The 25,547-nt window shown below is 67.3% G+C and carries 23 protein-coding genes; 16 read left to right on the top strand and 7 right to left on the bottom strand.

The genetic code is table 11. The annotated features are described in order from the left end of the window. Together phnC and IEX49_RS11950 are read right to left on the bottom strand one after the other, a co-directional pair. Positions 1 to 789, bottom strand: coding sequence for a phosphonate ABC transporter ATP-binding protein (phnC, locus tag IEX49_RS11945; protein ID WP_188806397.1), 789 nt, complete (start codon positions 787 to 789; stop codon positions 1 to 3). Next, on the bottom strand, positions 779 to 1,771 hold the full coding sequence (locus tag IEX49_RS11950) for a phosphate/phosphite/phosphonate ABC transporter substrate-binding protein (RefSeq protein WP_188806398.1): 993 nt from the start codon (positions 1,769 to 1,771) through the stop codon (positions 779 to 781). Before IEX49_RS11950 ends, phnC begins: the two co-directional genes overlap by 11 nt. 410 nt (positions 1,772 to 2,181) lie before the next feature. On the opposite strand from IEX49_RS11950, the gene IEX49_RS11955 reads away from it, so the two are divergent. Then, entirely contained in the window at positions 2,182 to 4,977 is a 2,796-nt protein-coding gene (locus IEX49_RS11955) for an alpha/beta fold hydrolase (RefSeq protein WP_188806399.1), read from the top strand. A 62-nt stretch (positions 4,978 to 5,039) separates the two neighbouring features. Here the strand turns inward: IEX49_RS11955 and IEX49_RS11960 are convergent, their stop codons facing one another. After that, positions 5,040 to 5,801 (bottom strand): IclR family transcriptional regulator, encoded by a 762-nt coding sequence (locus IEX49_RS11960; RefSeq protein ID WP_188806400.1) that lies wholly within the window; start codon positions 5,799 to 5,801, stop codon positions 5,040 to 5,042. A 194-nt stretch (positions 5,802 to 5,995) separates the two neighbouring features. On the opposite strand from IEX49_RS11960, the gene IEX49_RS11965 reads away from it, so the two are divergent. Both IEX49_RS11965 and IEX49_RS11970 read left to right on the top strand, forming a co-directional pair. Next, positions 5,996 to 7,030 carry an ABC transporter substrate-binding protein gene (locus IEX49_RS11965; RefSeq protein WP_188806401.1) on the top strand — a complete coding sequence of 345 codons (1,035 nt, stop codon included), beginning with the start codon at positions 5,996 to 5,998 and terminating at the stop codon, positions 7,028 to 7,030. Positions 7,031 to 7,075: 45 nt separating this feature from the next. Then, positions 7,076 to 8,251 (top strand): FAD-dependent monooxygenase, encoded by a 1,176-nt coding sequence (locus IEX49_RS11970; protein ID WP_188806402.1) that lies wholly within the window; start codon positions 7,076 to 7,078, stop codon positions 8,249 to 8,251. A 51-nt stretch (positions 8,252 to 8,302) separates the two neighbouring features. Here IEX49_RS11970 and IEX49_RS11975 read toward each other — a convergent pair whose 3' ends face one another. Further along, positions 8,303 to 9,115 carry a metal-dependent hydrolase gene (locus IEX49_RS11975; protein WP_188806403.1) on the bottom strand — a complete coding sequence of 271 codons (813 nt, stop codon included), beginning with the start codon at positions 9,113 to 9,115 and terminating at the stop codon, positions 8,303 to 8,305. Between the two features lie 301 nt (positions 9,116 to 9,416). Here IEX49_RS11975 and IEX49_RS17075 point away from each other — a divergent pair, with 301 nt between their 5' ends. Together IEX49_RS17075 and IEX49_RS11985 are read left to right on the top strand one after the other, a co-directional pair. Further along, positions 9,417 to 10,313 (top strand): excalibur calcium-binding domain-containing protein, encoded by an 897-nt coding sequence (locus IEX49_RS17075; protein WP_308421943.1) that lies wholly within the window; start codon positions 9,417 to 9,419, stop codon positions 10,311 to 10,313. A 110-nt stretch (positions 10,314 to 10,423) separates the two neighbouring features. Continuing rightward, positions 10,424 to 11,155 carry an HNH endonuclease family protein gene (locus IEX49_RS11985; RefSeq protein WP_188806404.1) on the top strand — a complete coding sequence of 244 codons (732 nt, stop codon included), beginning with the start codon at positions 10,424 to 10,426 and terminating at the stop codon, positions 11,153 to 11,155. Positions 11,156 to 11,167: 12 nt separating this feature from the next. Here IEX49_RS11985 and IEX49_RS11990 read toward each other — a convergent pair whose 3' ends face one another. The 3 genes from IEX49_RS11990 to IEX49_RS12000 all read right to left on the bottom strand — a co-directional run bounded on the left by IEX49_RS11990 (position 11,168) and on the right by IEX49_RS12000 (position 13,757). Beyond that, positions 11,168 to 11,425, bottom strand: coding sequence for a DUF6480 family protein (locus tag IEX49_RS11990; protein WP_188806405.1), 258 nt, complete (start codon positions 11,423 to 11,425; stop codon positions 11,168 to 11,170). Positions 11,426 to 11,514: 89 nt separating this feature from the next. After that, positions 11,515 to 12,300 (bottom strand): IclR family transcriptional regulator, encoded by a 786-nt coding sequence (locus tag IEX49_RS11995; RefSeq protein ID WP_188806406.1) that lies wholly within the window; start codon positions 12,298 to 12,300, stop codon positions 11,515 to 11,517. Between the two features lie 77 nt (positions 12,301 to 12,377). Then, positions 12,378 to 13,757: an FAD-dependent oxidoreductase gene (locus IEX49_RS12000; RefSeq protein WP_188806407.1), complete on the bottom strand. Its 1,380-nt coding sequence runs from the start codon at positions 13,755 to 13,757 to the stop codon at positions 12,378 to 12,380. A 245-nt stretch (positions 13,758 to 14,002) separates the two neighbouring features. On the opposite strand from IEX49_RS12000, the gene IEX49_RS12005 reads away from it, so the two are divergent. The 11 genes from IEX49_RS12005 (at position 14,003) to IEX49_RS12055 (ending at position 25,545) form a co-directional block, all read left to right on the top strand. Beyond that, the gene (locus IEX49_RS12005) at positions 14,003 to 15,226 is read left to right on the top strand and encodes an ABC transporter substrate-binding protein (RefSeq protein ID WP_188806408.1); all 1,224 of its coding nucleotides are present in this window, start codon (positions 14,003 to 14,005) and stop codon (positions 15,224 to 15,226) included. 78 nt (positions 15,227 to 15,304) lie between these two features. Then, positions 15,305 to 16,312, top strand: coding sequence for a branched-chain amino acid ABC transporter permease (locus tag IEX49_RS12010; RefSeq protein WP_229672626.1), 1,008 nt, complete (start codon positions 15,305 to 15,307; stop codon positions 16,310 to 16,312). Continuing rightward, the gene (locus tag IEX49_RS12015; protein WP_159553992.1) at positions 16,309 to 17,361 is read left to right on the top strand and encodes a branched-chain amino acid ABC transporter permease; all 1,053 of its coding nucleotides are present in this window, start codon (positions 16,309 to 16,311) and stop codon (positions 17,359 to 17,361) included. The genes IEX49_RS12010 and IEX49_RS12015 overlap by 4 nt, the downstream gene beginning before the upstream one ends. Further along, positions 17,358 to 18,074 carry an ABC transporter ATP-binding protein gene (locus IEX49_RS12020; RefSeq protein ID WP_188806409.1) on the top strand — a complete coding sequence of 239 codons (717 nt, stop codon included), beginning with the start codon at positions 17,358 to 17,360 and terminating at the stop codon, positions 18,072 to 18,074. Before IEX49_RS12015 ends, IEX49_RS12020 begins: the two co-directional genes overlap by 4 nt. Next, on the top strand, positions 18,074 to 18,778 hold the full coding sequence (locus tag IEX49_RS12025) for an ABC transporter ATP-binding protein (RefSeq protein WP_159553996.1): 705 nt from the start codon (positions 18,074 to 18,076) through the stop codon (positions 18,776 to 18,778). The genes IEX49_RS12020 and IEX49_RS12025 overlap by 1 nt, the downstream gene beginning before the upstream one ends. A gap of 58 nt (positions 18,779 to 18,836) precedes the next feature. Beyond that, on the top strand, positions 18,837 to 19,514 hold the full coding sequence (locus IEX49_RS12030; protein ID WP_188806410.1) for an aspartate/glutamate racemase family protein: 678 nt from the start codon (positions 18,837 to 18,839) through the stop codon (positions 19,512 to 19,514). A gap of 16 nt (positions 19,515 to 19,530) precedes the next feature. After that, the gene (locus tag IEX49_RS12035; RefSeq protein WP_188806411.1) at positions 19,531 to 21,006 is read left to right on the top strand and encodes an MmgE/PrpD family protein; all 1,476 of its coding nucleotides are present in this window, start codon (positions 19,531 to 19,533) and stop codon (positions 21,004 to 21,006) included. A 93-nt stretch (positions 21,007 to 21,099) separates the two neighbouring features. Beyond that, positions 21,100 to 22,068 carry an HpcH/HpaI aldolase/citrate lyase family protein gene (locus tag IEX49_RS12040; protein WP_188806412.1) on the top strand — a complete coding sequence of 323 codons (969 nt, stop codon included), beginning with the start codon at positions 21,100 to 21,102 and terminating at the stop codon, positions 22,066 to 22,068. After that, positions 22,068 to 23,255: a CaiB/BaiF CoA transferase family protein gene (locus IEX49_RS12045; RefSeq protein WP_188806413.1), complete on the top strand. Its 1,188-nt coding sequence runs from the start codon at positions 22,068 to 22,070 to the stop codon at positions 23,253 to 23,255. Before IEX49_RS12040 ends, IEX49_RS12045 begins: the two co-directional genes overlap by 1 nt. Continuing rightward, a complete protein-coding gene (locus IEX49_RS12050) occupies positions 23,252 to 24,064 on the top strand; it encodes a cyclase family protein (RefSeq protein WP_188806414.1) in 813 nt (270 codons plus the stop codon). The genes IEX49_RS12045 and IEX49_RS12050 overlap by 4 nt, the downstream gene beginning before the upstream one ends. After that, the gene (locus IEX49_RS12055) at positions 24,061 to 25,545 is read left to right on the top strand and encodes an MmgE/PrpD family protein (protein ID WP_188806415.1); all 1,485 of its coding nucleotides are present in this window, start codon (positions 24,061 to 24,063) and stop codon (positions 25,543 to 25,545) included. The genes IEX49_RS12050 and IEX49_RS12055 overlap by 4 nt, the downstream gene beginning before the upstream one ends. The last annotated feature ends 2 nt before the right edge of the window (positions 25,546 to 25,547 follow it).

The following is a 25,547-nucleotide window of genomic DNA, read 5'->3' on the forward strand; positions in this document are numbered from 1 at the left end:
TCAGGCACCCCGGTGGGCTTGGTAGATGGCGCGGATCTCCGGCTCGCCGGTGGCGTTCGTGGGCTTGTCCAGGATGAACTGCCCGTCCCGCACGGCCACGATCCGGTCCGAGACCTCCAGGGCGAGGTCAACCTGGTGCAGGGAGCACACCACGGTGAACCCGTCCTCGGCACTGAGCTTCTTCAGGGTCTCCAGCACGGAGATGCTGGCCGCCGGGTCCAGGGACGCCACGGGCTCGTCCGCCAGGACCAGCCGGGCGTCCTGCATCAGCATGCGGGCGATGGCCACGCGCTGCTGCTGGCCGCCGGAGAGGGTGTCACACCGCTGGAAGCGCTGGTCCACCAGCCCGACCCGCTCCAGGTTCTCCACGGCGCGTTCGCGCAGCTGCTTCGGGTAGGTCATGATCCCGTAGCGGGGCATGGACAGGGTGCCGAGGGCACCCATCAGCACGTTCTCCAGCGCGGTCAGCCGGCCGACCAGGCCGAACTGCTGGAACACGAAGCCGATCTCGGTGCGCAGGCGCCGCAGCTCGCGCCGGCTGCAGCGGACCGGCTCCCGGCCGAGCACCTGCACGCGGCCCTCGGTGGGGGAGTGGCTGCCGTTCAGCAGGCGCAGCAGGGTCGACTTGCCGGCGCCGGAGGGGCCCACGAGGGCGATGAACTCGCCGGGGTGGATCTCCAGGTCCACCCCGTGCAGCACCGTGTTGTCCCCGAACCGCTTGACGACCCCGTCCAGGGTGATGCTGGGGGAGTGCTGCGCGGTCTCGGCCGCGGGCTTCTCAAGCGTCATCACGGCAGACCTCCGCCTGGGTGGTCTCGCAGATCTCGCGGATCGGATCGTAGTCGGCGTCCGTGGCCGGCTCGAACGCGAAGGCGCCCGTGCCGCCCCACTCGCAGGCGGGGCTGCCGGCCACGTCCTCGCCCCAGGGGGCCGGGGCCTCACGCTGGGCGTCCTCCTCGCAGAAGCCGGCCTCCACGGCGGAGACGGCATCGTACTTCTCCATGGCGCGGACCACGCCGTCCTTGATGTCCTGGGAGAGCCAGGAGCCCACCACCATGGGCGTGCCCGGGATGGGATCGGAGGTGAAGAACGTCTCCGTGTCCCCGTCCTCGATGATGCCGCGGGCCGGCAGCAGCTCCGTCACGAAGGTCTCGGCCACGAACGCGGCATCGCAGTCGCCGGCGATCATCTGTGTGACCGCGACGTCATGGGAGCCGGCGAAGACCGGGTTCAGGTCCTCCTGCGGATCGATGCCCGCCTCCATCAGGGCGGCGGCCGCGGCCAGGTATCCGGTGGTGGAGGCCGGGTCCGTGAAGCAGACGTCCTTGCCCGTCAGGTCCTCCAGCGAGCTGATGCCGCTGCCCGGCGCGGTCACGCCGAGGGAGCTGACCGAGCCGGAGCCGGGCTCGGGCGTGAGCTGGTCCTTCGCCACCGGCTCCACCTCCGCCACGTCTGAGGCCAGGTAGTAGGAGAACGCCCCGTAGACCGCGATGTCCACGCGCTCGGAGACCTGGGCCTCGATCACGCCGGCGTTGTTGCTGACGGCCTGGATCTCCACCGGCAGGCCGGTCTCCTCCTCGATGGCCGCGACCACCGGTTCGAAGGAGGCCAGCAGTTCCTCGCTGTTGTCCGTGGGGACCACGGCGAAGACGAGTTCGGCGGGGGCATCACTGGTGGTGTCCGCCGGGCGGGCGTTGGGACTCTCGCCGCAGGCTGTCAGGGCGATCGCGGCTGCGGCCAGGAGGCCCAGGGTCTTGAGATGGGTGCGCATGGTCTCTCCTCGGGAAAGTCCAGATGGGGGTCAGGTTGTTGTCTGGCCGGGTGAATAAGTGTGGCCAATGAGTGCCGGTAGGGAGAAGTGCAGGGTTAACGTGTCTCGTATCACAGCAGAATCCGTTGTCGATGTCAATGAATGTCGCCCAAAGTCACGCATTGACAGGCGTGCTTAGCCGTGCCACGGTATGAGCCATCTCACGCACTTTGCCGGCGGTGGCGGCACACATGCGCCGCACTTAGCCCTTGAAGCGGCGCGAAATATGCAGTCCATGATGCTGCCTCGTGGATCCGGGGCGGTCGTCGAACCACCGTCGTGCCCGGTGTCCAGCACCTCCGGCACCCTCGTGCACCTCTCATGTTCCCTGTTCCTCCTGTCACTCCTGCACTGAAGGCGAGCCCGAAACCATGCCCACCACCCCTGCCGAGAACCCGGCCGAGCGACACCATGATCACGCCCGACGCCGGGCCCGCATCCCGATCACCCGTCCCTCCCGCCCGGCGCGCACCAATCCCACGGCCAGGCCCCGGCGCGCCCGCGTGCTGGCGGGGGCCACGCTGGCTACTGCCCTCGCCGCGGCGCTGCTGGTCCCGGTGCCCGCGCTGGCGGCGCCGGTGAACGCGGTCGGTGCCGCGCCGACGTCGGCCACGGCCCGCGGGGCGGGTGTCCCCGGAACCGTCCGCGGAGACCTGCCGAACGGGGGCCACTACGTGCTGACGACGCCGCAACGCTGGAACGGGACGGTGCTGGTCTGGAACCCCGGCTACGGCGGCGGCGGTTCCAATCCCTCGGCCGGACCCAGCGCAGGACTCACCGATTGGCTCGTGGAGCGCGGATATGCCCTCGCGGGGACCTCCGCGGCAGAGGGCGGATGGGCCGTGGAGGGCCTGCTGGAGAACCAGCCGCTGGTCATGGGTGTCATCCGTGATCGGCTGGGCGAACCCGAGGACGTCATCGCCTGGGGCTCGTCCATGGGCGGATTGACCTCGGTGGCAGCCCTGGAACAGCATGCGGGCATCATCGACGCGGCCCTGCCGCTGTGCGGATCCGTGGCCGGGGCCATCCCCATGCTCAACGGCAGCCTGGACGGCACCTTCGCCCTGCGGACCCTGCTGGCCCCCGGAGACGAGCGCCTCCAGCTGGTCAACATCAGCGACGAGGCCGAGCGCCAGGCCGCCTTCCGCGAGGTGCTCGACGCGGCGCAGGCCACTCCGGAGGGACGCGCCCGCATCGCACTCGCCGCCAGCCTGGCCCAGATCCCCACCTGGACGCAGACCGGGGATGAGAAGCCCTCGGCGCGGGACTGGGCCGCCCAGCAGGACCAGCTCTACCAGGCGTTCATGTTCGGTGTGGTCTCGCCGCGGCAGCCCCTCGAGGACCGCGCCGGCGGCAACTTCTCCTGGAACACCGATGTGGACTATTCGAAGGCGCTGGCCGCGTCAGACAACGCCACGCTCGTGCGGACCCTGTACCGCCAGGCAGGACTCTCCCTGGACCGGGACCTGGAGACCCTGGCGGGCGCCGAACGGATCTCCGCCGATACGGAGGCGGTCGCCTACATGCAGCGGAACGCGACGCCGGCCGGCGAGATCGACGGCCCAGTCCTGTCCCTGCATGAGACCGGGGACACCGCGCCCACCGTCACCCAGGCCCGCACCTATGCGGACCGCGTGCGGGAGAACGGGGACGAGTCCCTGCTGCGGCAGACCTTCGTGGACCGTCCCGGCCACTGCGACTACGCCGATGCGGAGATCGCCGCGCTTGTGGAGGCGCTGCAACAGCGGTTGGACACCGGACGCTGGGGTTCCGCAACGAAGCCCTCGCACCTGAACCGGACCGCCGACCGGATCGCGCGCCGTGCCGGACTGGACCGGGGTGGCTCGTTCGCGGCCGCCCGCCCCGATCCCCAGAACCGCCCGGAGCGGGGCCCGGCTCCCGGGGTGGTGTCCCACCAGGGGCAACTGGAGGGAGACCGGGCGTACTCTCTGCACAAGCCGGCCGACTGGAACGGTGACCTGGTGGTGATGCCGGGCCGGGACGACCTCACGGGGACGACCGCTCAGTGGCTGGCCGAACAGGGGTACGGGGCCATCGGCTATGAGCTGAGCGACGGGTGGGACCTGGTGCTGGACGAGTCCAACGCCGGGGCAGCCGTGGAGACCTTCCAGCGGCTGGCCGGTGACGCCGATGACGTGGTGGTGGCTGGCCGGTCCCAGGGCGGGCTGACCACCAGGATCGTCGCGGATGCCGCCCCGGAGTGGCTGGCCGGCTCCCTGCCGATGTGCGGCGGTGGTGCGGGGGCCATCAGCACCTGGAACTACAAGCTGGACACGGCCTTCGCCCTGCGGGAGCTGGTGGATCCCGACTCAGCCATGCAGATCCAGGGCATCGAAGACCGTGCGGCCGAGCTGCAGGCCATGAACGAGCTTGTGGCCCTGGCTGATTCCACCGAGCAGGGACGGGCCCGGGCCGTCCTCGCCGCCGCGCTGAGCAAGATCCCGGCCGTGGACCCGGAGACCGGGCAGGAGATCCGCCGTGGCCACCTGGACGCGCGGATCGACCGGTACATCGAGCACCTGCCGTTCGCGATGGGCAGCCACGTGCGTGCCGGCTATGAACAGACCGTGGGTGGCACCTTCTCGTGGAACACTGGGGTGGACTATCGGCGCGAGCTCCAACGCTCGGGCCGCTGGGCCGAGGTGAAGCAGGCCTACCGGGAGGCCGGGCTGTCCCTGACCGAGGACCTGCGCACCCTGGACCGCGCCGAACGACTCTCCGCCGATCCGGAGACGGTACGGCTGGTGGAGCAGACCGCCACCTTCACCGGACGGCTGGAGTCTCCGGTGCTGTCCCTGCACACCACCGGGGACGGGGCCGGGACCATTGCCGATGACGCCGCCTACCGGTCCACCGTGACCGCCGCCGGGTCCGCGCGCCAGCTGCGCCAGACCTTCGTGGCCTCCGAGGGGCACTGTACCTTCACCCCCGCGGAGGAGGCTGCCGCCCTGACCGCCCTGTTCGACCGGATCGAGACCGGCCGGTGGCAGTCCACCTCGCCGCGGCAGCTTGACCGCCTCGCGGCCCGCGTGGACGCCGATTCAGGCCTGGACCTGGGCGCCGCGCGGTTCACCTCGGGCGATGTACCGGGCCAGCCGGCACGGATGTGGGACGTGCGGAACTGGGGTGACTACCGGGTGAAGTGATCATCAGGAGATCCGCCGGAGGTGCCGCGCGGTGGCGTTGCACCTCTGGCGGCCTCTCCCTGTCACCGGGCTGAACCCGAGGCCAGCCGCCGTTCCATCTGATCTGCGTACGGCCTCAGGCGGTGAGCCAGCGAGCGGGCGTCGTCCGACCGGCTGAGCCGCAGGTACGGGACCATGACCGTCACCGCGGCCACCGTCTGGCCGAAGCCGTCCCGCAGTGGCATGGCCAGCGCGGCCACCCCCGGCTGAGCCTCACCGACCTGGATGGCCCATCCCCGGTTCCGCACCTTCTTGATCTCCGCCTTGAGCTGGGCCCAGTCCTGGATCGTTCCCGGCTGGACCGTCTCCAGGGCGGCCCCCTGATACCGCGCCGCCAGATCGTCGTCGGTCAGCCCCGCCAGCAGCGCCCGTCCTGCCGCCGTGGCGTGAGCCGGGGTCACGGTCCGGACCGGGCGGGCAATCCGAACCAGGTGGGTGCCCTCCTCCGTCAGGATGAACCGGATATTCCGGCCCTCCAGGACGGCGAGGCTGGTGGTTTCGAGCATTCCCTCGGCGACCTGCCGCAACACTCCGCCGAGCAGACCTGGCAAGGTCGAGCCACGGGCCACATCGGCGGTGATCTGCCGGAGCGCGGGGCCGATCGTATAAGGGCCGTGGCGCAGTTCTTGATCGAGGTAGCCGGCCTCGGCGCACGTGCGCAAGAGCCGGTGCGCCATGGAGGCGCTGATCTGGAGGGCGCCAGCCGCTTCGGTGAGGGTCATCTCGCCCCGTGAGGCCACGAGCCGGACGAGTCGGAGGGCGCGGTCAGCAGTCTGGAGCGTCATCGCCGCGTTTCCACATAGAGGAAAGCGTGCCACGCGTCTGTGCCGCCATACAAGGGGGGATGTGGCTCCGCCCGAGGGTCGCCATTTTGGCTCGTTCCTCAAGGAGGAAAAGCCCCCCGATTCCATTGTCGATTCCCCGGTTCCGGTCTTTACTTCAGAAATCACCGGCTCCCGTCCCTGACTAAGGAAGCACCATGACCTCCCACGCTGCATCCATCACCCCCTCGCTCCGCCGGGGCCTGGTCGCCGCCCTCGCGGCGGGCACCCTGGTCCTGGCAGGGTGCGGTTCCGGATCGCCGACGGGCACCGAGGACTCCGCCTCAGAGGCCGGCTCGAGCCCCGTGGCGGCGAGTTCCGGGGAGCTGACCAGCATCTCCGTGGGCACCATCGCCATCGCCTCCTCCACGGAGCTCCGCTACGGCGTGGCCGAGGGGATCTTCGAGGACCACGGACTGGACGTCGAGCTCATCGAGGGCCAGGGCGGCGCGGCGCTGTTGCCGGCGGTCCAGAACGGGTCCATGCAGTTCGCGGTGGGCAATCCCATGTCCGTGCTGACCGCTGCGGACCAAGGCCTGCCCATGAAGGTGGTCTCCGGGTATTCCTGGTCCTCCGCCGAGGGTGATGACATCAATGCCGTGATCGCTCGCAAGGACTCTGGGATCACGGGCTTCGACGACTTGGAGGGCCAGACCGTGTCCGTCAACGCCGTCCATACCTTGGGCGACCTCTCGATCATGGAGGCCGCAGAGATGGCCGGAGCTGATCCGGAGAAGATCAACTTCAACGAGATGCCCTTCCCGGACATGCTGGCCCAGCTCGAGCAGGGGAATGTGGACGCCGTGTGGTTGCCCGAGCCCTTCATGGGCCGGGCCCTGGCAGATCCGGAGAACGTGGCCGTCGGGTATCCGAACCAGGAAGTCATGGATGGTATGCCCTTGACCATCGCCTTCACCAGCGAATCCATAGCGGAGGAGAAGCCAGAGCTCGTGACCGCCTTCCAAGAGGCGCTGACGGAATCGGCCGAGCGCGCCGCCCAGGACGAGGAGGGCGTCCGGGCCATGCTGCCCGAGTTCCTGAAGATGGACGAGGAGACCGCTCAGTCGATCCATCTGGAGCCGGCGCACACGGACCTGCCGGTCGAGAAGATGCAGACCATCTATGACCTGATGCTCAAGTACGGCATGGCCGAGAACCCGATGGATGTCGAATCCCTCTACGTCCAGCCTTAAGGCTCGTGCCGTCCGGACCGTCATCGCCACCTTGGAGGAGTAGGAATGAAAGTTGCTGTGATCGGAGCAGGCATCGGGGGATTGGCCGCGGTGGCCGCCTTGCGGCGGCGCGGTATCGAGGCCGAGGTGGTCGAACAGGCCCGGGCGCTCGGGGAGATCGGTGCCGGTATCTCGCTCGCCTCCAACGGCTGGCGATTGCTGGAGCGCCTCGGTCTGCTGGCGCAGATCGAGCAGGTCGGCTCGCACCTGGACCAGGGGTACTTCCAGCTGCGGGAGGACGGCTCCTTCATCTCCACGCTTCGCGAGCCCGGTGCCGCATGGGATCGCCGGGTCTTCGGGGTGCACCGTGCCGACCTGATCGAGGTGCTCGCCTCCGCGCTGCCGGACTCCGCGATCCATACCGGCCACCGGCTGCTCGATCTTGAGCAGGATGACTCTGGGGTGCGCCTGCGTTTTGAGAATGGCGAGACCGCCCGAGCTGATGTGGTGATCGGCGCAGACGGCATCCACTCCGTCGTGCGCCGCCACGTCGTCGGGGAGGTCGCCGCCCCGCGCTCCTCCGGGACCGCGGCCTACCGGGCCCTGGTCCCCGTCACGGGGGCGGAGGACTGGGAATGGGGCACCTCGAAGATGTGGATCGGCCCGGGGAAGCACTTCCTGGTGTATCCGATCCGGGCGGACCGGCTGATCAACATTGTCGCGGTGGTCCCGGCCCACGGGGGAGAGCGGGACTCCTGGACGGCTCCGGGCGATCCGGCGCAGCTCGCCGCGGAGTTCACGGGCTGGGATCCCGTGGTCACTGGTCTGATCGAGCGGGTCACGGACACGTTCCAATGGGGACTGTTTGACCGCCCCCCGCTGGCGAGCTGGACCAGCGGACGGCTCGCCCTACTCGGCGACGCCGCCCACGCCATGCTGCCCCACCTCGGTCAGGGCGGCAGCCAGACCATTGAGGACGCCTTCGCCCTGGCCGCCGCGCTCGAAGGGTCCTCCGTTGCGGACGCACCCGAGGCCTTGGCGCAGTACCAGTCGTTGCGCCTGGAACGGGCGAATGCCGTGCAGCTGGCATCTCTAGAGGCAGGGCATCTCTACGATTCGGTGGTCGAAGAAGAGTACGACGCGCGGGACGAAAGGATCCGGAAAATGGCGCCGTTCTACGGGTGGCTGGCCAGCCATGACGCCGATTCGCTCGTGGCGCCGCCCCTGGCGCCCTCGCGCTGACGGGCGGTGGGATCTACACCCCGACGTCAAGGATCATCCGGCCCAGGGCGCTCAGCAATCCGGCAACCGCACCAGCGAGACCACGGAGGCCAGGGCCCACTCGCGCCGTGACCCGGTGGGCCCGAGGAGGGGCAGCTTCATCCTGCCGCCGGCACTCCACAGCGTGTTGAGCAGTGGAGTCCTCAAAACCAGCCGCGGTGGCCTCAAGGCGGCCGGCCAGAGCGGGTTGCACCCGCCGTCCGTGAGCATGTCACCGGCAATATGGGCCATGACGCCGGTGGCCACGGCCACCACGAAGAGCTGACCCTGGTCGCCCAGCCCCACCGTCACCAGGGCACCCAGGGGAATGGCCACCAGCCAGGGAACCTTCCGTGCCCGGTCCGGCATGAACTTCAGTGCCTTCACCGCGAAGGAGGCCAGTAGTACGGTCCCGAGGCCGGCGCCGATCTGCACGGTGCCAGTGGTGGTGGGCATGGCCAGCAGGGACAGCAGCCATGCGATCAGGGTGAAGGCGGCGAGGCCGAGCAGTGAGTGGGTGCCGTTGCGGTGTCCGCCGGCGATCCTGCCGACAGCCGCACAGATCCACTCGGAGACCGGTGGCAGCGAATGGGCGATCGACGCGCTGCGGTGATCGGCGTCCGGCAGCAGTGCTGCCCCGGCGGCCACGATCGCGCCGGTCAGGATGCCGAGGTCCGTGATCCCCGGGAGCAGCCCGAAGCCCAGCGGGATCGCCTCGGGCAGCACAAGTGCGGATTCCGGTCCGAAGAGCCCGACGCCGGCCAGCGGGCCCAGTGGCACCGCGGAGTCTGCGGCGATCAGCACCCAGCCTGCGGCTCCACAGGCGGCATGGTGCGGTCCCATCATGGGCAGTGTTCCTTCCTGGCGGGCCTCCGAGAAGGCGGCGAGGGAGGGCCAGCTGTCGATTCGCCAGCGACTCAGTTAACCACGAGGTGTCCATGAACCGGTTTGCTCGCTGATCTCGCTGAGAGGGCGACGACGAGGATTGATGGCCACGGCCACAAAAGGAACATTGTGAGAATCAGTTCTTTACGTGAGGTAGGCGCGTGAAAGACCTCAGAGAAAAAACGCGTTTGGGGCTTACTTGTAGGTCCAAGTGCTTGTATGATTTGACTATCACTCGTCTTTTTCTCATGGGGACTTCCAAATGAATACTCTGCCTGGAGCGGACTCTGCCCAGAATGCATCCGCCAACCGAAGGCGATGGCTGATCATCGGCCTGATCGCTCTTGCGGTTCTGATCTTGCTGCTCGTTTTCGCACCCGTGGTTCTGATGCTGTTGTGCATCCCCGCGTTCATCATCGCTCTCATCGCGCTGATTGCGGGTGGTCTCCGCTGGGCCCGCATCCGGAACCGACGCGTTGCCGGTGGACTGGTGGGGGGCACCTTCGTCCTCTTCATCATCGCTGCAGTGGTCTTCAGCACGAGCCTCCCTGCCTCGACAACCGACCCCATCACAGTTTCTGAAGAACCGACTCCGACCATTAGCACGGAGCCGGAACTGGCCAGCTTCGTCGGGGAAGCCTGCGATGCCGATCACCTCATCATGACCCAAGGCGCAGACACGCTCTATTGCGACGACGACGGCCAGGGAGAGTTCGTGTGGTTCACCGCCGCGGACCACGAGGCAGCTGAGGTCGAAGCCCAGAAGGTTGCGGCTGAACAGGCTGCTGCAGAAAAGGAGGCGGCGGAGAAGGCCGCTGCCGAAAAGGAAGCAGCCGACAAGGCGGCCGCGGAGGAAGCGGCACAGAAGGCCGCCGCCGAGAAGGCCGCTGCTGACAAGGTAGCGGAGGAGAAGGCCGCTGCCGACCGGGCCGCTCAGGCCGAGTCTGAGCGGAAGGCCGAGGCTGAAGCTGAAAGGCAGGCCACGCGGGAACGCGAAGCGGCACCGGCACCGGCACCGGAACCAGCGCGAGCGCCGGCGTCGGCCTACTATGCCAACTGCTCCGAGGCTCGCGCCGCGGGTGCGGCACCCGTCTACCGCGGCGACCCGGGCTACAGCAAGAAGCTGGACCGCGATGGTGATGGTGTCGGCTGCGAGTGAAGACTCGTAGTGACAAGCGAGGGGTGATCGTCCTCGGACTCCTGCTGGGGTTCGGTGTGACGGCCTGCGGCGGCCAAGACGTCGCAGCACCGTCCCCCGCCGCTCCACTGATGATCGGTTCCGAGGAGCCCACCCCGGAGCCGATCATCGTGGGGTCAGAAACCCCCGGCCTGCCTCTCACCTCGTCGTTCGGTCCCTCGCTCGTGCCGGTCGAGGAGAGTCTCGCGGCTGGAGTAGCCGTGGAGGAGTCACGTGTTGAGGCGGGCACTGTGCTAGCCCAGTTGGAGACCATCCCCGTCAAGGGGCGTGCACCCCGGACTGGGTATGATCGCGACTTGTTCGGCAGCGGTTGGCAAGATCCTGACGGCAACGGCTGCGATGCTCGCAATGACATCCTTGGCCGCGACCTGACGGAGACGATCGCGAAACCTGGCACCCACGGTTGCGTCATCACCTCGGGTGTTCTTCAAGACCCCTTTACGGCGGAAACGATCGACTTCGTCCGTGGACAAGACACCAGCACGCTCGTGCAGATCGACCACGTGGTGGCGCTGTCGGATGCATGGCAGAAGGGGGCCCAGCTCATGGAGCCGGACCAGCGCGCCGAGTTCGCCAATGACCCGTTGAACCTGCTCGCCGTGGACGGCCCTTCCAACGCGGCCAAGGGTGACGGTGACGCCGCGACGTGGTTGCCCCCGAACCATGGCTATCGGTGTGACTACGTTGCCCGTCAGTCAGCGGTCAAGGCCAAGTATGACCTCTGGATGACTCAGGCGGAACATGATGCCATCCGGAGGATTGTCAGCACACAGTGTCCTGCCCAGAAAGTCTCGACGGAGTAGCGTCCGCACTGGTCAGAACATCCCGGCAATCCGACCGATGATCGCCAGGATGACGAAGACGAAGACCAGCGCGAGGATGACCACGAGCCAGGTCTTGTTCTTGGCACCCACACCGGGCCGGTCGACGTCGAGCTCGTTGTTGGTGGGCCCTACTCCCAGGCCCTCCGCGGGGGGAGTGTCGCCGTCAATGCTGTAGCCCGAGTCCTCGTGCGTCGCGTCGGCCGCCTTCTCGCGGTCGCTGCGTGCGTCGTCGGGATTGGTGTCTGTCACGGATGCCTGCCTTCGGGCGTTGGTGGTGCGGGGCGTGCGTAGGGTCAGGCTAACAAGGCTGACGCCGGGCAGGAGCATCTGAGATCCGATCAGTGCACGGGCGAGTGACCGCCCAGCTGCTCGGTGAGGTGTGCAGCGGCCTCCATCACCCGTCGGCCCAATTCTGCTTCCCTGTCGTCGTCGACCCGAGTTGCCAGCGCGGCAATGCTGAGGGAGCCGGTGACCTCACCGACGGCATCGAACACGGGTGCGGCGAAACTGACTGATTCGGCAACGCGTTCGCTGTCGGTGCGGGCGTAGCCGTGTTCCCGCACGAGGCCCAGTCGTTCCCGGATCCGTTCGGGACGGGTCTCCGTGCGTTCGTTCAGGGCCGGTACCGGCCGGTTGAGGACGTCCTCGATGTCCGCCTGCGGCAGGAAGGCGAGCATGGCGTGACCGGATGCGCCGACCGTGAGGGGAAGACTCAGTCCCACCTGCACTGAGATGCGGATGAGCTGTGAGCTCTCCACCTGCCCGATATAGGTTCTGCGGTACCCCATCCGGGCGGAGAGGGTGGTGGTCTCCCCGGTGTCCTCGGACAGTGCGGCGAGCATGGCCATGCCCTCTTTGCGAAGACTCGATTGTGCCGAGGCTGCGTTGGACAGGGCGAAGGCGCCGTTTCCGAGGGTGTACTTGCGGCTGGCCGGATCCTGGACCACCAAGTGGTTGGTGCCCAGTTCCTGCAGGATGCGGTGGGTCACTGCCTTGCTCAGTCCGGTGGAACGCGCGATGTCGCTGACCCCCAGCAGGGACTTGCCCTGAGAGAACGCCAGGAGGACCTGCACTACCCGTCCGGTCGTGGAGTCCGGTGGGCGGTGGACGGATGGTTCTGTCATGATCCTCATTATTCGACGGGTTCCTCGAGGGAACGAGGGCGATGCTGTGGTGATGGTGCCGGCCAGTGAAGAAAAGCCTATGACCCCCTGTCCCAGGCGGCTACATGTTCTGCTGCGAGCAGGGACAGCCCGAGAGCGGGGAGGAGGCCGTTGCCCGCGAGGTATCCGGAGGGTCCGTGACCTGAGATGCCCGTGGCTGCCCCTCCGGAAGCATAAAGCCCGGTGATCGGGGTGGAACTCTCGCTGAGGACCCGTGCATGGCCGTCCACGGCGAGGCCGCCCTGGGTGTGGAAGAGTGCCGGTTCCACGAAGACGGCACCCAGCTTTCCTTCAAGGGGTGCCTCCCATGCGGTGCGTCCCCAGGGATCGAGGCCGGCAGCGCTGGCGATCGACTGTGCCTGCCGGACGGTCTCGACGAGCCCGAGGGGCTCGATGCCGCAGGACTCGGCCAGGCTGGCAGCATCATCGGCCCAGTGGATCCCGCCGGACTCGACGACGTCCACGAAATCCTGGAAGACCAGGCAGGCATCGTAGATGCGCTGGTCGAGGATGATCCACGACCGCCCCGCGGCGTGCTCGACTGATTCTCGGGCGTACTCCGAGTAGCCCATGGTCTCGTCTCCATAGCGCTGTCCCGCCTCGTTGACCAGGAACCCTCCGTGCATGACGGTGGCCCACGTGGTGAGCATGGCGGACGGGGAGGCCAGTGCGGCATGGCCTTGGTATGAGTCCAGGAATGCGGTGGCCGCACCCAGGTCACGGCCGATCCGCAGGGCATCGCCCGTGGATTCCTCACTGCCGTAATAGGTGGCCCCGGCGATCTCGGGCAGATGCTCGTGCACCAGCTCTCGGTTGGCGCCGTAGCCGTTGGTGGCCAGCAGGACGGCGCGGGTGGGGATCTCCTCTGTTCCGTCCGGACTGGAGACGGTCACACCGCGGACCGAACCGTCCTCAGCGAGCAGAACGTGTTCGAGGCGTGCGGGCACGAGGACGTCGATCAACTCAGAATCACCGACCTTGGCCAGCAGCATGTCCAGCATCGCGCTGCCGGACCGTCCCGGCACGGTGTGGCAGCGGAACTGGCTGTGACCGGGGTACGGGAAGTCGGTCACCAGGGACAGGGGCATCTGCAGGTGATCGGCCATCCACTCCACGAGCCGCGCGCTCACGCCGGCCAGTGCTTGGGCCAGTTCCTCGTCTACGGTCCCGCCGGTCTTCTTCAGCACATCGGCGAGGAAGTTCTCGGGAGAGTCGGCGACGCCGGCCTCTCTCTGCCACCGAGACCCGGCGCCGGGGATCATGGCGGTGGACATCGAGGTGTTGTTTCCCCGCTTGAAGCGCGGGTTCGCCTCCACGACGAGAACCGAGCGTCCCAGTTCGGCGGCACGGAGGGCAGCGATCAGGCCTCCGCCGGCACCGGCCACGACGAGATCGGGACCTTCGAATTCTGCGTTCATCAGCATCTCCTCGGGGAACTGTTCGAGCTTCTGTGACAGAGAATACGCTACCAGCGTTCTGATCAGTGGAACTCGAATTTTCATGGAATTTACACAAAAGGCTAGATAATCCGTGGAAACAGCGGCAGACTATCGGCATGCTGAACCTGTGATCCCATTCACGTGGTCCGGCGGGTGGAACACTTCAGGGATTCTCCCGGCTGATGCCCAGCACCGTTTCAATGCCGACGAAGGGTTAGAGATCAATGCGTAGAAAAAGCCTTGCCGCCGCTGCGGTGGCGATGATGGTGGGACTGACGGCCTGCTCCGGTGGCGGGGCCTCCGCCGGTGCTGGGGACACGATCGCGATCGGGGCCGTCCACCCGCTCTCCGGAGGGCTGGCCGGCGTCGGCGGGATGATGAACGACGGGGCCGCCCTGGCGGTGGAGGACATCAATGAGGCCGGTGGCATCGAGGCGCTCGATGGTGCCCAGCTCGAACTGCGTGACGGGGACAGCCAGGGCTCGGCCCAGACCGGGCAGAGTGAAGCGCAGCGTCTTATCAGCGAGGGCGCTGTGGCCCTGGTGGGCACCTACCAGAGTGACGTCACCGAGAATGTCGCCTCTGCGGCGGAGCGCGCGGACGTCCCCATGGTCATCGACGTCGCCGTTGACGACAAGATCATGGAGCAGGGCTACGAGAACATCTTCCGGATCCAGCCGAACGCCAGCAGCATGGGTCAGGCCGGTGCAGAGACCCTAGCGGCGATGGGCGAGACCGCCGGCGTGGACGTGGAGAAGGTGGCCTACCTCCACATCGAGGGAGCCTTCGGCACCAGCGTGTCCGAAGCCTTCACGGAGGAGGCGGAAGCCCAAGGCATCGAGGTGGTCTCCACGGTCAGTTACCCGGCCACGAATTTCTCGGACGCCACCACCCAGGTGAAGCAGGCGTTGAGTGCGGACCCGGACGTCGTCGTGGTCACCGGGTACTACCCGGACAACGTGCTGGTCGCGGAGGCCGTCCAGGCCCTCAACCCGGACATCCTCGGGGTCTTCGGCATCGCCAGTGGCGCCTTCGACGATTCCTCGTTCCCCGCTGATGCCGGGGCGGCAGCCACCAACGTCCTCAGCGCCAATTACCACTACGCGGCCACCAGTGAGCGGAGCCAGGACATCCGAGAGCGCTTCGAGGAGAAGTATGGCCGTCCCATGGAGACTGCAGCCATGCTCTCCTACCAGGCCGTCGAGGTCATCGCCGCCGGCCTGGAGGAGTCCGGGTCAGCTGATCCGGAGGCGCTCCGGGATGCCATCGCCAACACCAGCATCGAGGATCCACTGCTGGCCTTCGACGGACCTATCGAGTTCGACGAGACCGGGGAGAACAAGAACGCGACGGTGATCGTCATGCAGTCCCAGGACGGGGAGATCGAACAGGTCTTCCCCGAGGAGTTCGCCACGGCGGAGCTCATCTTCCCGGCACGGGACCAGTAGGTCCACGCGCCTCGGACCTTGGCGGGCCGGCGCAACGTCAGCATCAGGATCATGCCAGTAATGAACAGGGGTGTCAGAGTGACACAAACGAGTACAGAGACGAAGGAAGCTCCGGCGGCTCCGCCGCGGCTCCTCGACAACCGACAACTCAGGATCGCCGCCGGGCTCGTCGTGGTGGTCGGCGCGGCCGTGGCCCTGATGTACCTCTTCGGAGGTCAGCCGTCGGGACTGCTGACCCAGTCCTTGATCACCGGGGTCCTGTTGGGTGGGGTCTACGCCCTGGTGTCCCTCGGGCTGACGCTGATCTTCGGCGTGCTGGGCATCGTGAACTTCGCGCAGGGCGCCATGCTGACGATGTCCATGTACATCGTCTTCTTCCTGGCCACGGAGTGGGGGCTCAACCTCTACCTCGCCGCCGCCCTGACCGTTCCGGTGATGTTCGGATTCGGTTGGCTCGTCCAATCGACCGTGCTGAACCGCGTGATGGGGGACAGCACCCATGAGCGCCCCTTGCTGGTGACCCTGGGCTTGTCCCTGCTCATCATCAACGTGCTGTTGATGGTTTTCGGCGGACGCCCGGTGAGCGTGGCCTCGCCGGTCGAGGGGTCGATCAACGTGATCGGTGCCCTCGTGGATGTCCCCCGGCTGATCGCCTTCGGAGGCGCGCTGGCCGTGGCCGTGGCGCTGACGCTCATCCTGCGCAAGACCACGCTGGGACTGGCCATCAGAGCGGTGGCCGCGAACGACGTCGGTGCCTCCTTGGTGGGCGTCAACGTCAAACGCATCTACGCCATGACCTTCGGCGTGGGCGCGACCTGCGTGGCCGTGGCCGGCGGCCTGATGGTCTCTTTCACCTCCCTGGTGCCGTCAGCCGGCGAGCAGTTCACCACCCTGGCCTTCGTGATCGTGGTTCTGGGGGGTCTGGGCAGTATCCCCGGCGCCCTGGTGGGCGGTCTGTTCATCGGCCTGGTCCAGACGGTGGGGTCGCTGTACCTCCCCGGTAGCGGTTCACTGCTGCTCGTCTTCGGCATCTTCCTCCTCGTCCTCTTCCTCCGGCCCCAGGGTCTGTTTGGAGCCAAGTCATGAGCGCCACCACCGAGTCACCGCGGGGCACCAAGCTGCCCTCCGCACTGCCCCAGCGGACCCACGACGGCGCCCGGCGCCAGTACATCTACCTGGCGGTCGGGCTGGTGGTGTTGTTCTTCCTGCCCTTCGTCCTGCCGGAGTCCAGCCAGCCCGTCCTCGTCCGTACCCTGATCTACGGCATCATGGCCGTCGGCTGGAATCTGATGAGCGGCTATGGCGGCATGTTCAGCTTCGGGCACGCGGCGTTCTTCGGCGTCGGCGCCTATACAGACGCAGTCCTGCTGACCAACTTCGGCATCTCCCCGTGGATCGCCATGATCATCGGTGCGGTGTTTTCCGCCGGGGTGGGCGTGCTCATCGCTTACCTGTGCCTGCGCTACAAGCTGGCCGGCTCCTACTTCGCGCTGGCGACGTTCGCCTTCGCCCAGATGTTCCTGCTCCTGGCCCAGAACCTGGAACTGGTCAACCGCACGGAGGGCATCAACATCCCCCTGCTCCCAGAGGACTCCTGGGCCATGCTCCAGTTCGGGCAGGACAGCTTCAACTACTACTGGATCCCTTTATTGCTCCTGGCGGCGGCCGTGGCGGTCACCATCGCCTTCGTCTACTCACGACCGGGCCGGTACACGCAGGCCATCAGGGACGACCCGGTGGCGGCAGAATCCCTGGGCATTCCCATCATGAAGTACCGGCTGATCACGGTGGCGTTGAGCTGTGCCATCACCTCCATCGCTGGGTCCTATTACACGCAGTACTACCTCTTCGTCGGTCCGGAGCAGGCGTTCAGCATGCATGTCTCCACGGATGCGATCGTGCCCGCCGTGATCGGCGGGGTGGGGACCATCTGGGGCCCGCTGATCGGAGCCGCCGTCGTAGGCCCCCTGTCCGAACTCGTGGCCGCGGTGGTCCGCAACCCGCCGCCGTTCCTGGAGTTCCTCCAGGGCGTCAGCGGCCTTGACGTGGCCATCTACGCGGTGCTGCTGATCGTCATCGTCGTGTTCCTGCCCAAGGGCATCTACGGAACCATCCGGGAAAGGCTTCGCAAATGAGCATCCTGAAACTCGAGGGGCTGTCCAAGTCCTTCGGCGGCCTGCGCGCACTGCGGGACGTCACCGTGGAGATCCCGGAACGGGAGTTCTTCGGCATCATCGGCCCCAACGGCGCCGGTAAGACCACCCTGTTCTCGGTCATCGCCGGGCAGCTCGGGCCGACGTCCGGCCGCGTCGTCTTCGATGGCCAGGACATCACGGGCTGGTCGGCGGACAAGGTCGCCGGCGCCGGACTGGTGCGGACGTTCCAGCTGATGCGTCCGTTCGAATCCATGACAGTTCTGGACAACGTCTCCATCGCTTCTCATCGCCGGTTCCGCTCCACGGCGAAGTCCCGCGACCATGCGGCCGAGGTCATCGAACGGGTGGGTTTGAGCCAGTACCTCAACAAGATGTCCGGGACGCTGCCCACCGCGGGGCTCAAGCGCCTCGAGCTGGCCCGCGCCCTGGCCCTGGAGCCAAAGATCCTGCTGCTGGACGAGGTGCTGGCCGGGCTGGTCCCCACGGAGCGGGCGCCGATCATCGACTTGCTGCGGGACATCCACCGAGACGGGGTCACCGTCATGTTCGTGGAGCACATCATGGCGGCCGTGATGGCGCTGTCGGAACGTCTCCTGGTCATGCATGAGGGGGCCGAACTGACCCTCGGCGTGCCAGAGGATGTCGTCCAGGACCCACGGGTCGTCGAAGCTTATCTCGGAGAGGATTTCTGATGTTCCTCCAACTCGATTCGGTGACCGCCGGATACCGCCGCCTTGACATCGTCCACGATCTCAACTTCCACGTCGAGCGCGGGGAGATCGTCTCCATCATCGGGGCCAACGGGGCGGGCAAGACCACGACTCTGCGCGCCATCGCCGGGCTGATCAACACCCGCAGCGGGCGGATCCGACTGGATGGTGAAGAGGTCCAGAACCAGCGCCCCGATCAGATCGTCAAGAACGGGATGGTCCACGTGGCGCAGGACCGGGCCCTGTTCGGAGACCTGGCCGTGCACGAGAACCTCACCATGGGAGCCTTCACCCAGCCCAAGTCCACCATCCGGGAGTCGTTGGAGCAGGTGTTTGAGCTCTTTCCGATCCTGCGGGAGCGTCGCATGCAGCGGGCCAACACCATGTCCGGCGGTCAGCAGCAGATGCTGGCCATCGGTCGGGCGCTGATGGCCCGGCCCACGTGCCTCACCCTGGATGAACCCTCCATCGGCCTGGCCCCCAACCTGGTGGCCCAAGTGCTGGAAGCCATCAAGCGCATCCGGGACGCCGGGGTGACCGTGCTGATCGTGGAGCAGAACGCCGCCCAGGCCCTGGCGATCTCGGACCGCGCCTACGTCATGGAGAGCGGATCCATCGTCCTGGAAGGGACGGGCCAGGAATTGAATGACAGTGCCGAGGTCCGCAAGGCCTACCTGGGCATGTGACCCGGTTGCCGAACCTGAAGCATGACCGCTCGGTGCTGCACCCTGAGATGAGGAAGACATGAAACTGCTGGCCATCACGCCGATCGCCGTATCGTCCGAGGAGCTGTCACGGCGGCAGGCCCGCTACGACCGACTGTGCCCGCCGGGGGTGACGATCCGCCTGGAGGCCCTGGGCGCCGGCTCGGACATCCCGAGGGCCTTGGACACCCCAGAGGACATCGAGGCGTCCGAGCAGGCGTTGCTGCACCGATTCCGCAACGCGGATCCCACGGGCGTGGACGCGTTCCTGCCCGACTGTGTCCTGGACCCGACGGTGGACGTGGCGGATGCCGGTCTCTCCAGGCCGGTGCTGGGGCTGCTCAAGCTGGCCGGCCACTTCCTGGCCGGTCAGGGTTTGAGCGTGGGTGCCCTGGCCCGCAACGAGGCCATCGCCTCGGAGCTGGACCGGAAGTATGCATCGTACGGTCTAGCCCCGATCGTGGGCGGAACCCGCGTGCTGGGACTGGCGGTGGGGGACATCGCGGACGACGAGACTTGGCAATCCGCCGTCGAGAGGCGTCTGCGCGACACCGACGCGGACGTGGCCATCAACGGCTGCTCCGCGGTGGAGGTCAGCCCCAGCGGCCGCCGGCCCGTCGTGGTCGATCCGACAGCGATGGCCCTGCAGCTGCTGGGACTGAACCAGCGGGTCATGGGAGATATCCTCCCCGTTTCTGCTGACCTGTCCCATGGATAGCGGTTCCACAGCTCCGATGTCCGCTGAGACCAGGCATGCCTGCATCAAGGCGGTGGATGGGTTGGCAGCCTTCGCCGAAGGCCTGTCCCCTGAGGACGTGCCAGCCCGGGTCCGTGAACGGCTGCAGACCATGCTGATCGATCTGTTCGGGGTCACGGCAGCCGGACACCGCACCCCGGAGATGCGTGCCTTGATCGAAGCGTGGAAACCCGCCTCCGGCACTGTCCCCCTGATCGGCACCGGCGTGCGTGCCGACCCGGACACGGCAATGCTGCTCAACGCGACGGCGGCCTGCGCGCTGGAGTTGGACGAGGGGAACAAGCATGCCCGGGGACACCCTGCCGTGCACGTCGTCTTCGCTGCCATGGCTGCAGCGCAGACGGCCGGGGCGGCCGTCAGCGGGCAACGTTTCCTGACCGCGGTGGCTGCCGGCTACGAGGTGGCTGCACGCTTCGGAGCCGCTGTGGAACGGGACCCCCGGTGGCACACCCACGGACACTGGGGTGCCACTGGCGCGGCCTGTGCAGCAGCGCTGATCCAGGGTGCCTCGAAGGCCGAGGTCGCCGCAGCCATCGACTCCGCCGCCGGATTGGTCCATGCCACACCGTGGGAGATGGTTCTGGACGGAAACTTCACCCGGAACCTGTGGGCGGGAGGCGCCAATATCGCCGGACTGAACGCGGTCCGGCTGGCGCGGTCCGGTCTCGTCAGCAACAGCGGCGCTGCAGCGTCAACACTGGGTGGACTCGTGGGGACCCTGGATCCGTCCGGGCTGACCGCAGGACTCGGGCAGGTCTGGTTGCTGGAGCAGGGCTACAGCAAGATCCATGCCTCCTGCTCCTACACGCATGCCCCCGTCGACCTCGTCCAAGGACTGAGGCGCGAGCACTCCTTCACGGCGGCCGAGGTGACCGCCGTGGCGGTGGCAACGCATTCGCTGGCAAAGCCGCTTCTCGGGCGAGATGTCCGCAACCGTCTCTCGGCCATGTTCTCCCTGCCCTTCGTGGTGGCCACGGCGATCATGCACGAGGTGGTGGACCCGGACACGATGGACCCGGAGTCCCCGGGTTTCGAGGCCACTCGACCGTTCATGGACAAGGTCTCTGTGCACGTGGAACCGGAGTTCGACGAGAGGCTGCCCGGCGAGCGGTGGGCCAGGGTCCGGATTGAGTTGACCGATGGAACGGTCCTGGAACGATCCCAGCCCAACCCCATCGGGGACACCGATTTCGAACCTTTGGACCGAGCGCAGACGGTCGCCAAGATCGAGTCGTTGATCGGCGCTGAGGAGGCCGGGTGGGTCATCGACGCGGTCCACCGCCTGGCATCGGACGCTGAGGCCCGTTCTGCCCTGGGCTCGCTGAACCGAATCGTTCCAGTGAACGAAACAATACTTGTTGTCGCCGAAGGTGACAGTGACCGCAGCATGCGGGACGGGACCGCCCAATTGCCGTATTACCTTGACTCTACGAGAGAAGACGGCCTAGCGTGATGACTATCGCCAGTGCTTCCAATGTTCCACTTACAGGAACGATAGCTAATGATTGGAGGTTCGATGGCTCCGGACCTGAGGACAGGTATAGAAGTGAACGATGATGTGAGGCGTCAGGGGCTGGCGGATACCACCGCGGTGGCGTGGCCGGCGTCGTGGCTCTACGTCCCGGCCAGCAAACCTTCACTCTTCACCAAAGCCGCAGGATCAGACGCCGAAGCCCTGATCCTGGATCTCGAGGACTCGGTGCCTCATCCGGACAAGAGGCAGGCCCGCCGGGAACTGACGGCGTGGCTGACGGCCAACGCCGTGGACGCTGATGGTGGGCCCCGTGGTTCAGTCCACGGCAAGCCGGTCTGGGTCCGCATCAATGCCGAACACGTCACCGAGGATGCAGCCGCTGTGATGGGCCCGGAAAGCGAGGCCCTTTGCGCCGGCGTCATCCTGGCCAAGGCTGAACCCGCCGTCGTGGCAGAGCTGGAGGACATCACCGGCGGCCGGCTTCCGGTGATCGGCCTCGTGGAGAGTGCCACCGGACTGAAGGGACTCGATCGGATGGCTGCCTCACCGTCCGTGGTGACGTTCGGGATCGGTGAAGTGGACCTGCTGGCCGACCTCCGGATGCGGCGGAGCCCCGCGGCAGAGGCCGCCGTGGACGCCCTCCGCCTGCAGGTGGTCGTGTCCTGTGCGTCGGCCGGCCTCCGGGCCCCACTGGCCCCGACCTCCACCGATTTCCGGGACCTGGGCGCCTTCGCGGAGTCCACGCGGAAGTTCCAGGACCTGGGGTTCCGCGCCCGTACAGCCATCCACCCCGGACAGTGCCCGGTCATCAACTCCGTCTTCACGCCCACGGCAGAGGACGTCACGGCGGCCCGGCGCATCATGGACCACTCGGCCCAGGCCTCCGGGGGCGTCACCCTGGATGACTCGGGCCGCCTCATCGATGCCGCCGTCGTCCGCGGTGCACTCGAAACCCTCGAGAGAGCCACCGCCAACCGCGAGCTCCCGGACACCACCGCCCTGCCCGCGCAGAGCCCATTTTCGTCACGAAGGAGAAACTGATGCTGCCGCTCGAGGACCTGAAGGTCATTGACGCGTCGTCCATTTTGGCGGGCCCCCTGTGCTGCCAGATCCTCGGCGATTATGGTGCCGACGTCATCAAGATCGAGCACCCGGTGCTCGGCGACAGCATGCGCGGACACGGGGAGAGCAAGGACGGCATCCCGCTGTGGTGGAAGGAAGTCTCGCGCAACAAGCGCACCCTGGCCCTCAACCTCGGCAAACCCGAGGGGGGCGAGGTCTTCCGTAAGCTGGCCGCCACGGCCGACGTCGTGGTGGAGAATTTCCGGCCGGGCACCTTCGAGCGGTGGGGGATTGGCCCCGAGGTCCTGCACCAGATCAATCCTGGCCTGGTCCTGGTCCGGATGACCGGGTTCGGGCAGACCGGACCGTACTCCTCCCGGGCGGGGTTCGGCACCCTGGCGGAGGCCATGAGCGGCTTCGCTCACCTGACTGGACCCGAGGATGGTCCCCCCACCCTGCCGGCGTTCGGCCTGGCGGACAGCATCGCCGGGATCGCCGCCTCGTCGGCGGTCCTGACGGCTCTGCGCCACCGGGATCGGACCGGGGAGGGGCAGGTCGTGGACCTGTCCATCCTGGAGCCAATCATGACCGCCGTCGGCCCTGGCCCCACGGTGTACGAGCAGCTGGGCATCATCGGCCAACGCCATGGCAACCGGTCCACCAACAACGCTCCGCGGAACACGTACCTGACGAAGGACGACAAGTGGGTGGCGGTGTCCACCAGCGCCCAGTCGATCGCGGAACGGGTCATGCAGCTGGTGGGCCACCCGGAGGTCATCGACGAGCCGTGGTTCGCGTCCGGGCATACCAGGGTCCAGCACGTCGACGAGCTCGACGAGTACGTGGGCTCCTGGATTCGTGAGCGCAACCAGGCGGAGGTCATGGACGCCTTCAAGGAGGCCGGAGCCGCCGTCGCCGCCGTCTATGACGCCAAGGACATCGTGGAGGACGAGCACATCCGGGAGTCCGAGATGCTCATCGATGTGCCGGACGAGGACCTCGGTTCGGTGCTGCAGCACAACGTGATGTGGCGCATGAGCAAGACGCCGGGGGAGATCCGCTTCACCGGACGGCCCCTGGGGCAGGACACAGACAACATCCTGGGCGAGGTCGGATACACCGACGCAGAGATCGCCCGGCTGAGGGAAGGTGAGTTCATCAAGTGAACAGTGCATTGTTGGACGTCGTGCAGTCAGGGCTGCATACGGTGGATCTGGGCCGGCAGCTGAGGGTCGGCATGCCGCAGTCCCCGAACCATCCCCAGTTCTGGCACACGCTGCCCCGTCGCCACGGTGACATGGTGCGTGCCGATGGCGGCAGCGCCGCGAATGACATGATCTCGACCGGCACCCATGTGGGCACCCACATCGACGCCTTGGCCCATGTGAGCCAGGACGGCAAGCTCCACGGCGGTGCGAACGCCGGCGACTCCTGCCTCGGTGGCAAGTACGTGGAACACGGTGTGCACACCATCGAGCCGATGCTCAAGCGGGGGCTCCTGTTGGACATTCCAGCCTACAAGGGCCTGCCGGACCTCGAGGGCGGGTACGAGATCACCGTGGAGGACCTGCAGGGGTGCATGGCCTCCCAGGACGTGGAGGTGAAGGCTGGCGACGTCGTCCTGATCCGCTCGGGCTGGGGCAAGAAATTCGCGGAGGGATCCGCCTATGTCGGCGGACCGTCCGGGGTGCCGGGCATCAGCGAGGCCGGGGCGACGTTCCTGGCCGGCCTGGGTGTCCACGCCCTCGGCGCGGACACCATCGCCTTCGAGATGCTCCCGCCGGGCGGCGGCCACGCCCAGCTGCCGGCCCACCGAATTCTCCTGGTGGAAAGCGGTATCTACATCATCGAGGCACTGGACCTGGAAGGCCTGGCTGAGCAGGGACTTCACGAGTTCCTCTTCGTCCTGGTGCCCCTGAACATCTTCGGCGCCACCGGTTCTCCGGTCCGGCCGCTGGCGGTGGTGCCAGCATGAGCACCACCGCACACACCACAGGGAAAACCACATCGGGCGCGACGCCGGCCCCCGCCTCGGACGCCACGCTCGCCGAGATCGTGGCGACTTGGGCGGAGGGCGTGGCCTTCGAGGACCTCTCTCCGGCCCTGGTCGAGAACATCAACTCCCGCGTCCTGGACATCCTGGGCATCTGTGCCGCGGCGGCTCCGCTGGATACCAGCCGCGCGGTGCGCCGCTTTGCGGCATCACAAGGCGGGGCCGGCCAGGCCAGCGCCGTCGGGGTGGGCGAGCAATTGCCGGCCGCCCAGGCGGCCTTCGTCAACGGCGTCCTCGCGCATTCCCTGGACTATGACGACACCCACTTGCCTTCGGTGCTGCACCCCAGTGCCAGTGTCATCCCGGCGGTGCTGGCCGCCGCCCAGGCCCACGGGTCAGCGGGTCAGGACGTGATTCGGGCCATCGCCATCGGCCTGGAGGTCAGTGTCCGCCTCGGCATGGCCGGCTATGACAGCACGGCGCAGAACTCGGTGTTCTTCGAACATGGCCAACATGCCACGTCCATCTGCGGCGCCATGGGATCCGCAGCGGCCGTGGCCGCCCTGCACGGGGGTGCGGAGCTGATTCGCAACTCCCTGGGCGTGGCCGCCTCGATGACTGCCGGGATCATCGAGTCGAACCGCACCGGTGGCACGGTCAAGCGCATCCACTGCGGTTGGGCCGCGCACTCGGCCATCACCGCCGTTGAGCTGGTCCGCCATGGCTTGACCGGCCCGCCCACGGTGTTGGAGGGCCGCTTCGGGTTCTTCCAGGCCTGGCTCCACGGAGCCTTCGATCCCTCGGCCATCACCGGTGACCTGGGGGAACGGTGGTCCATTGAGGACATCTTCTTCAAGCCGTACCCGGCCAACCACTTCACCCATGCTGCCGTGGACGCAGCGGCAGCCCTGCGGAGGGCCGGCATCACCCCGGAGGACATCAGCTCCATGGTCCTTGGGGTGCCGGCACCGAACCTGCGCACGATCGGCGAGCCGATCGACGTCAAGCGGACGCCCACCACCGCCTACATGGCCCAGTTCTCCGGGCCCTACGCGGTCGCCGCCGGACTGCTCGGCGGAGGGGGCTTGGAGGTCGGCCTGGACGACTACACGGACGAACTGGCGCAGGATCCGGTCCGGCGGGCCATCATGGCCAAGGTGGATGTGGTCCCGGACCCGGAGTGCACCGCGATCTTCCCGATGCAGTTCCCGGCGGTCCTCACCGCCCACCTCACGGACGGCCGGACCATCGTGGAAAAGGTTCTGGCCAACCGCGGCGGCAACGAGAATCCCCTCAGCTTCGAGGAGCTCACCCGCAAGTTCCGGGACAACGCCCGCCGCACCATGACCACAGGGGACATGGCGGCACTCGAAGAGGGCTGCCGCATCCTGGAAACAGCTATAACCGTCAATGACCTGTTCACCGGCCTCACCACGGTGGATCCAGACCACCTCCAGAAGTAAGA

Source organism: Citricoccus zhacaiensis (assembly GCF_014645315.1).
Classification (GTDB): Bacteria; Actinomycetota; Actinomycetes; order Actinomycetales; family Micrococcaceae; genus Citricoccus; species Citricoccus zhacaiensis.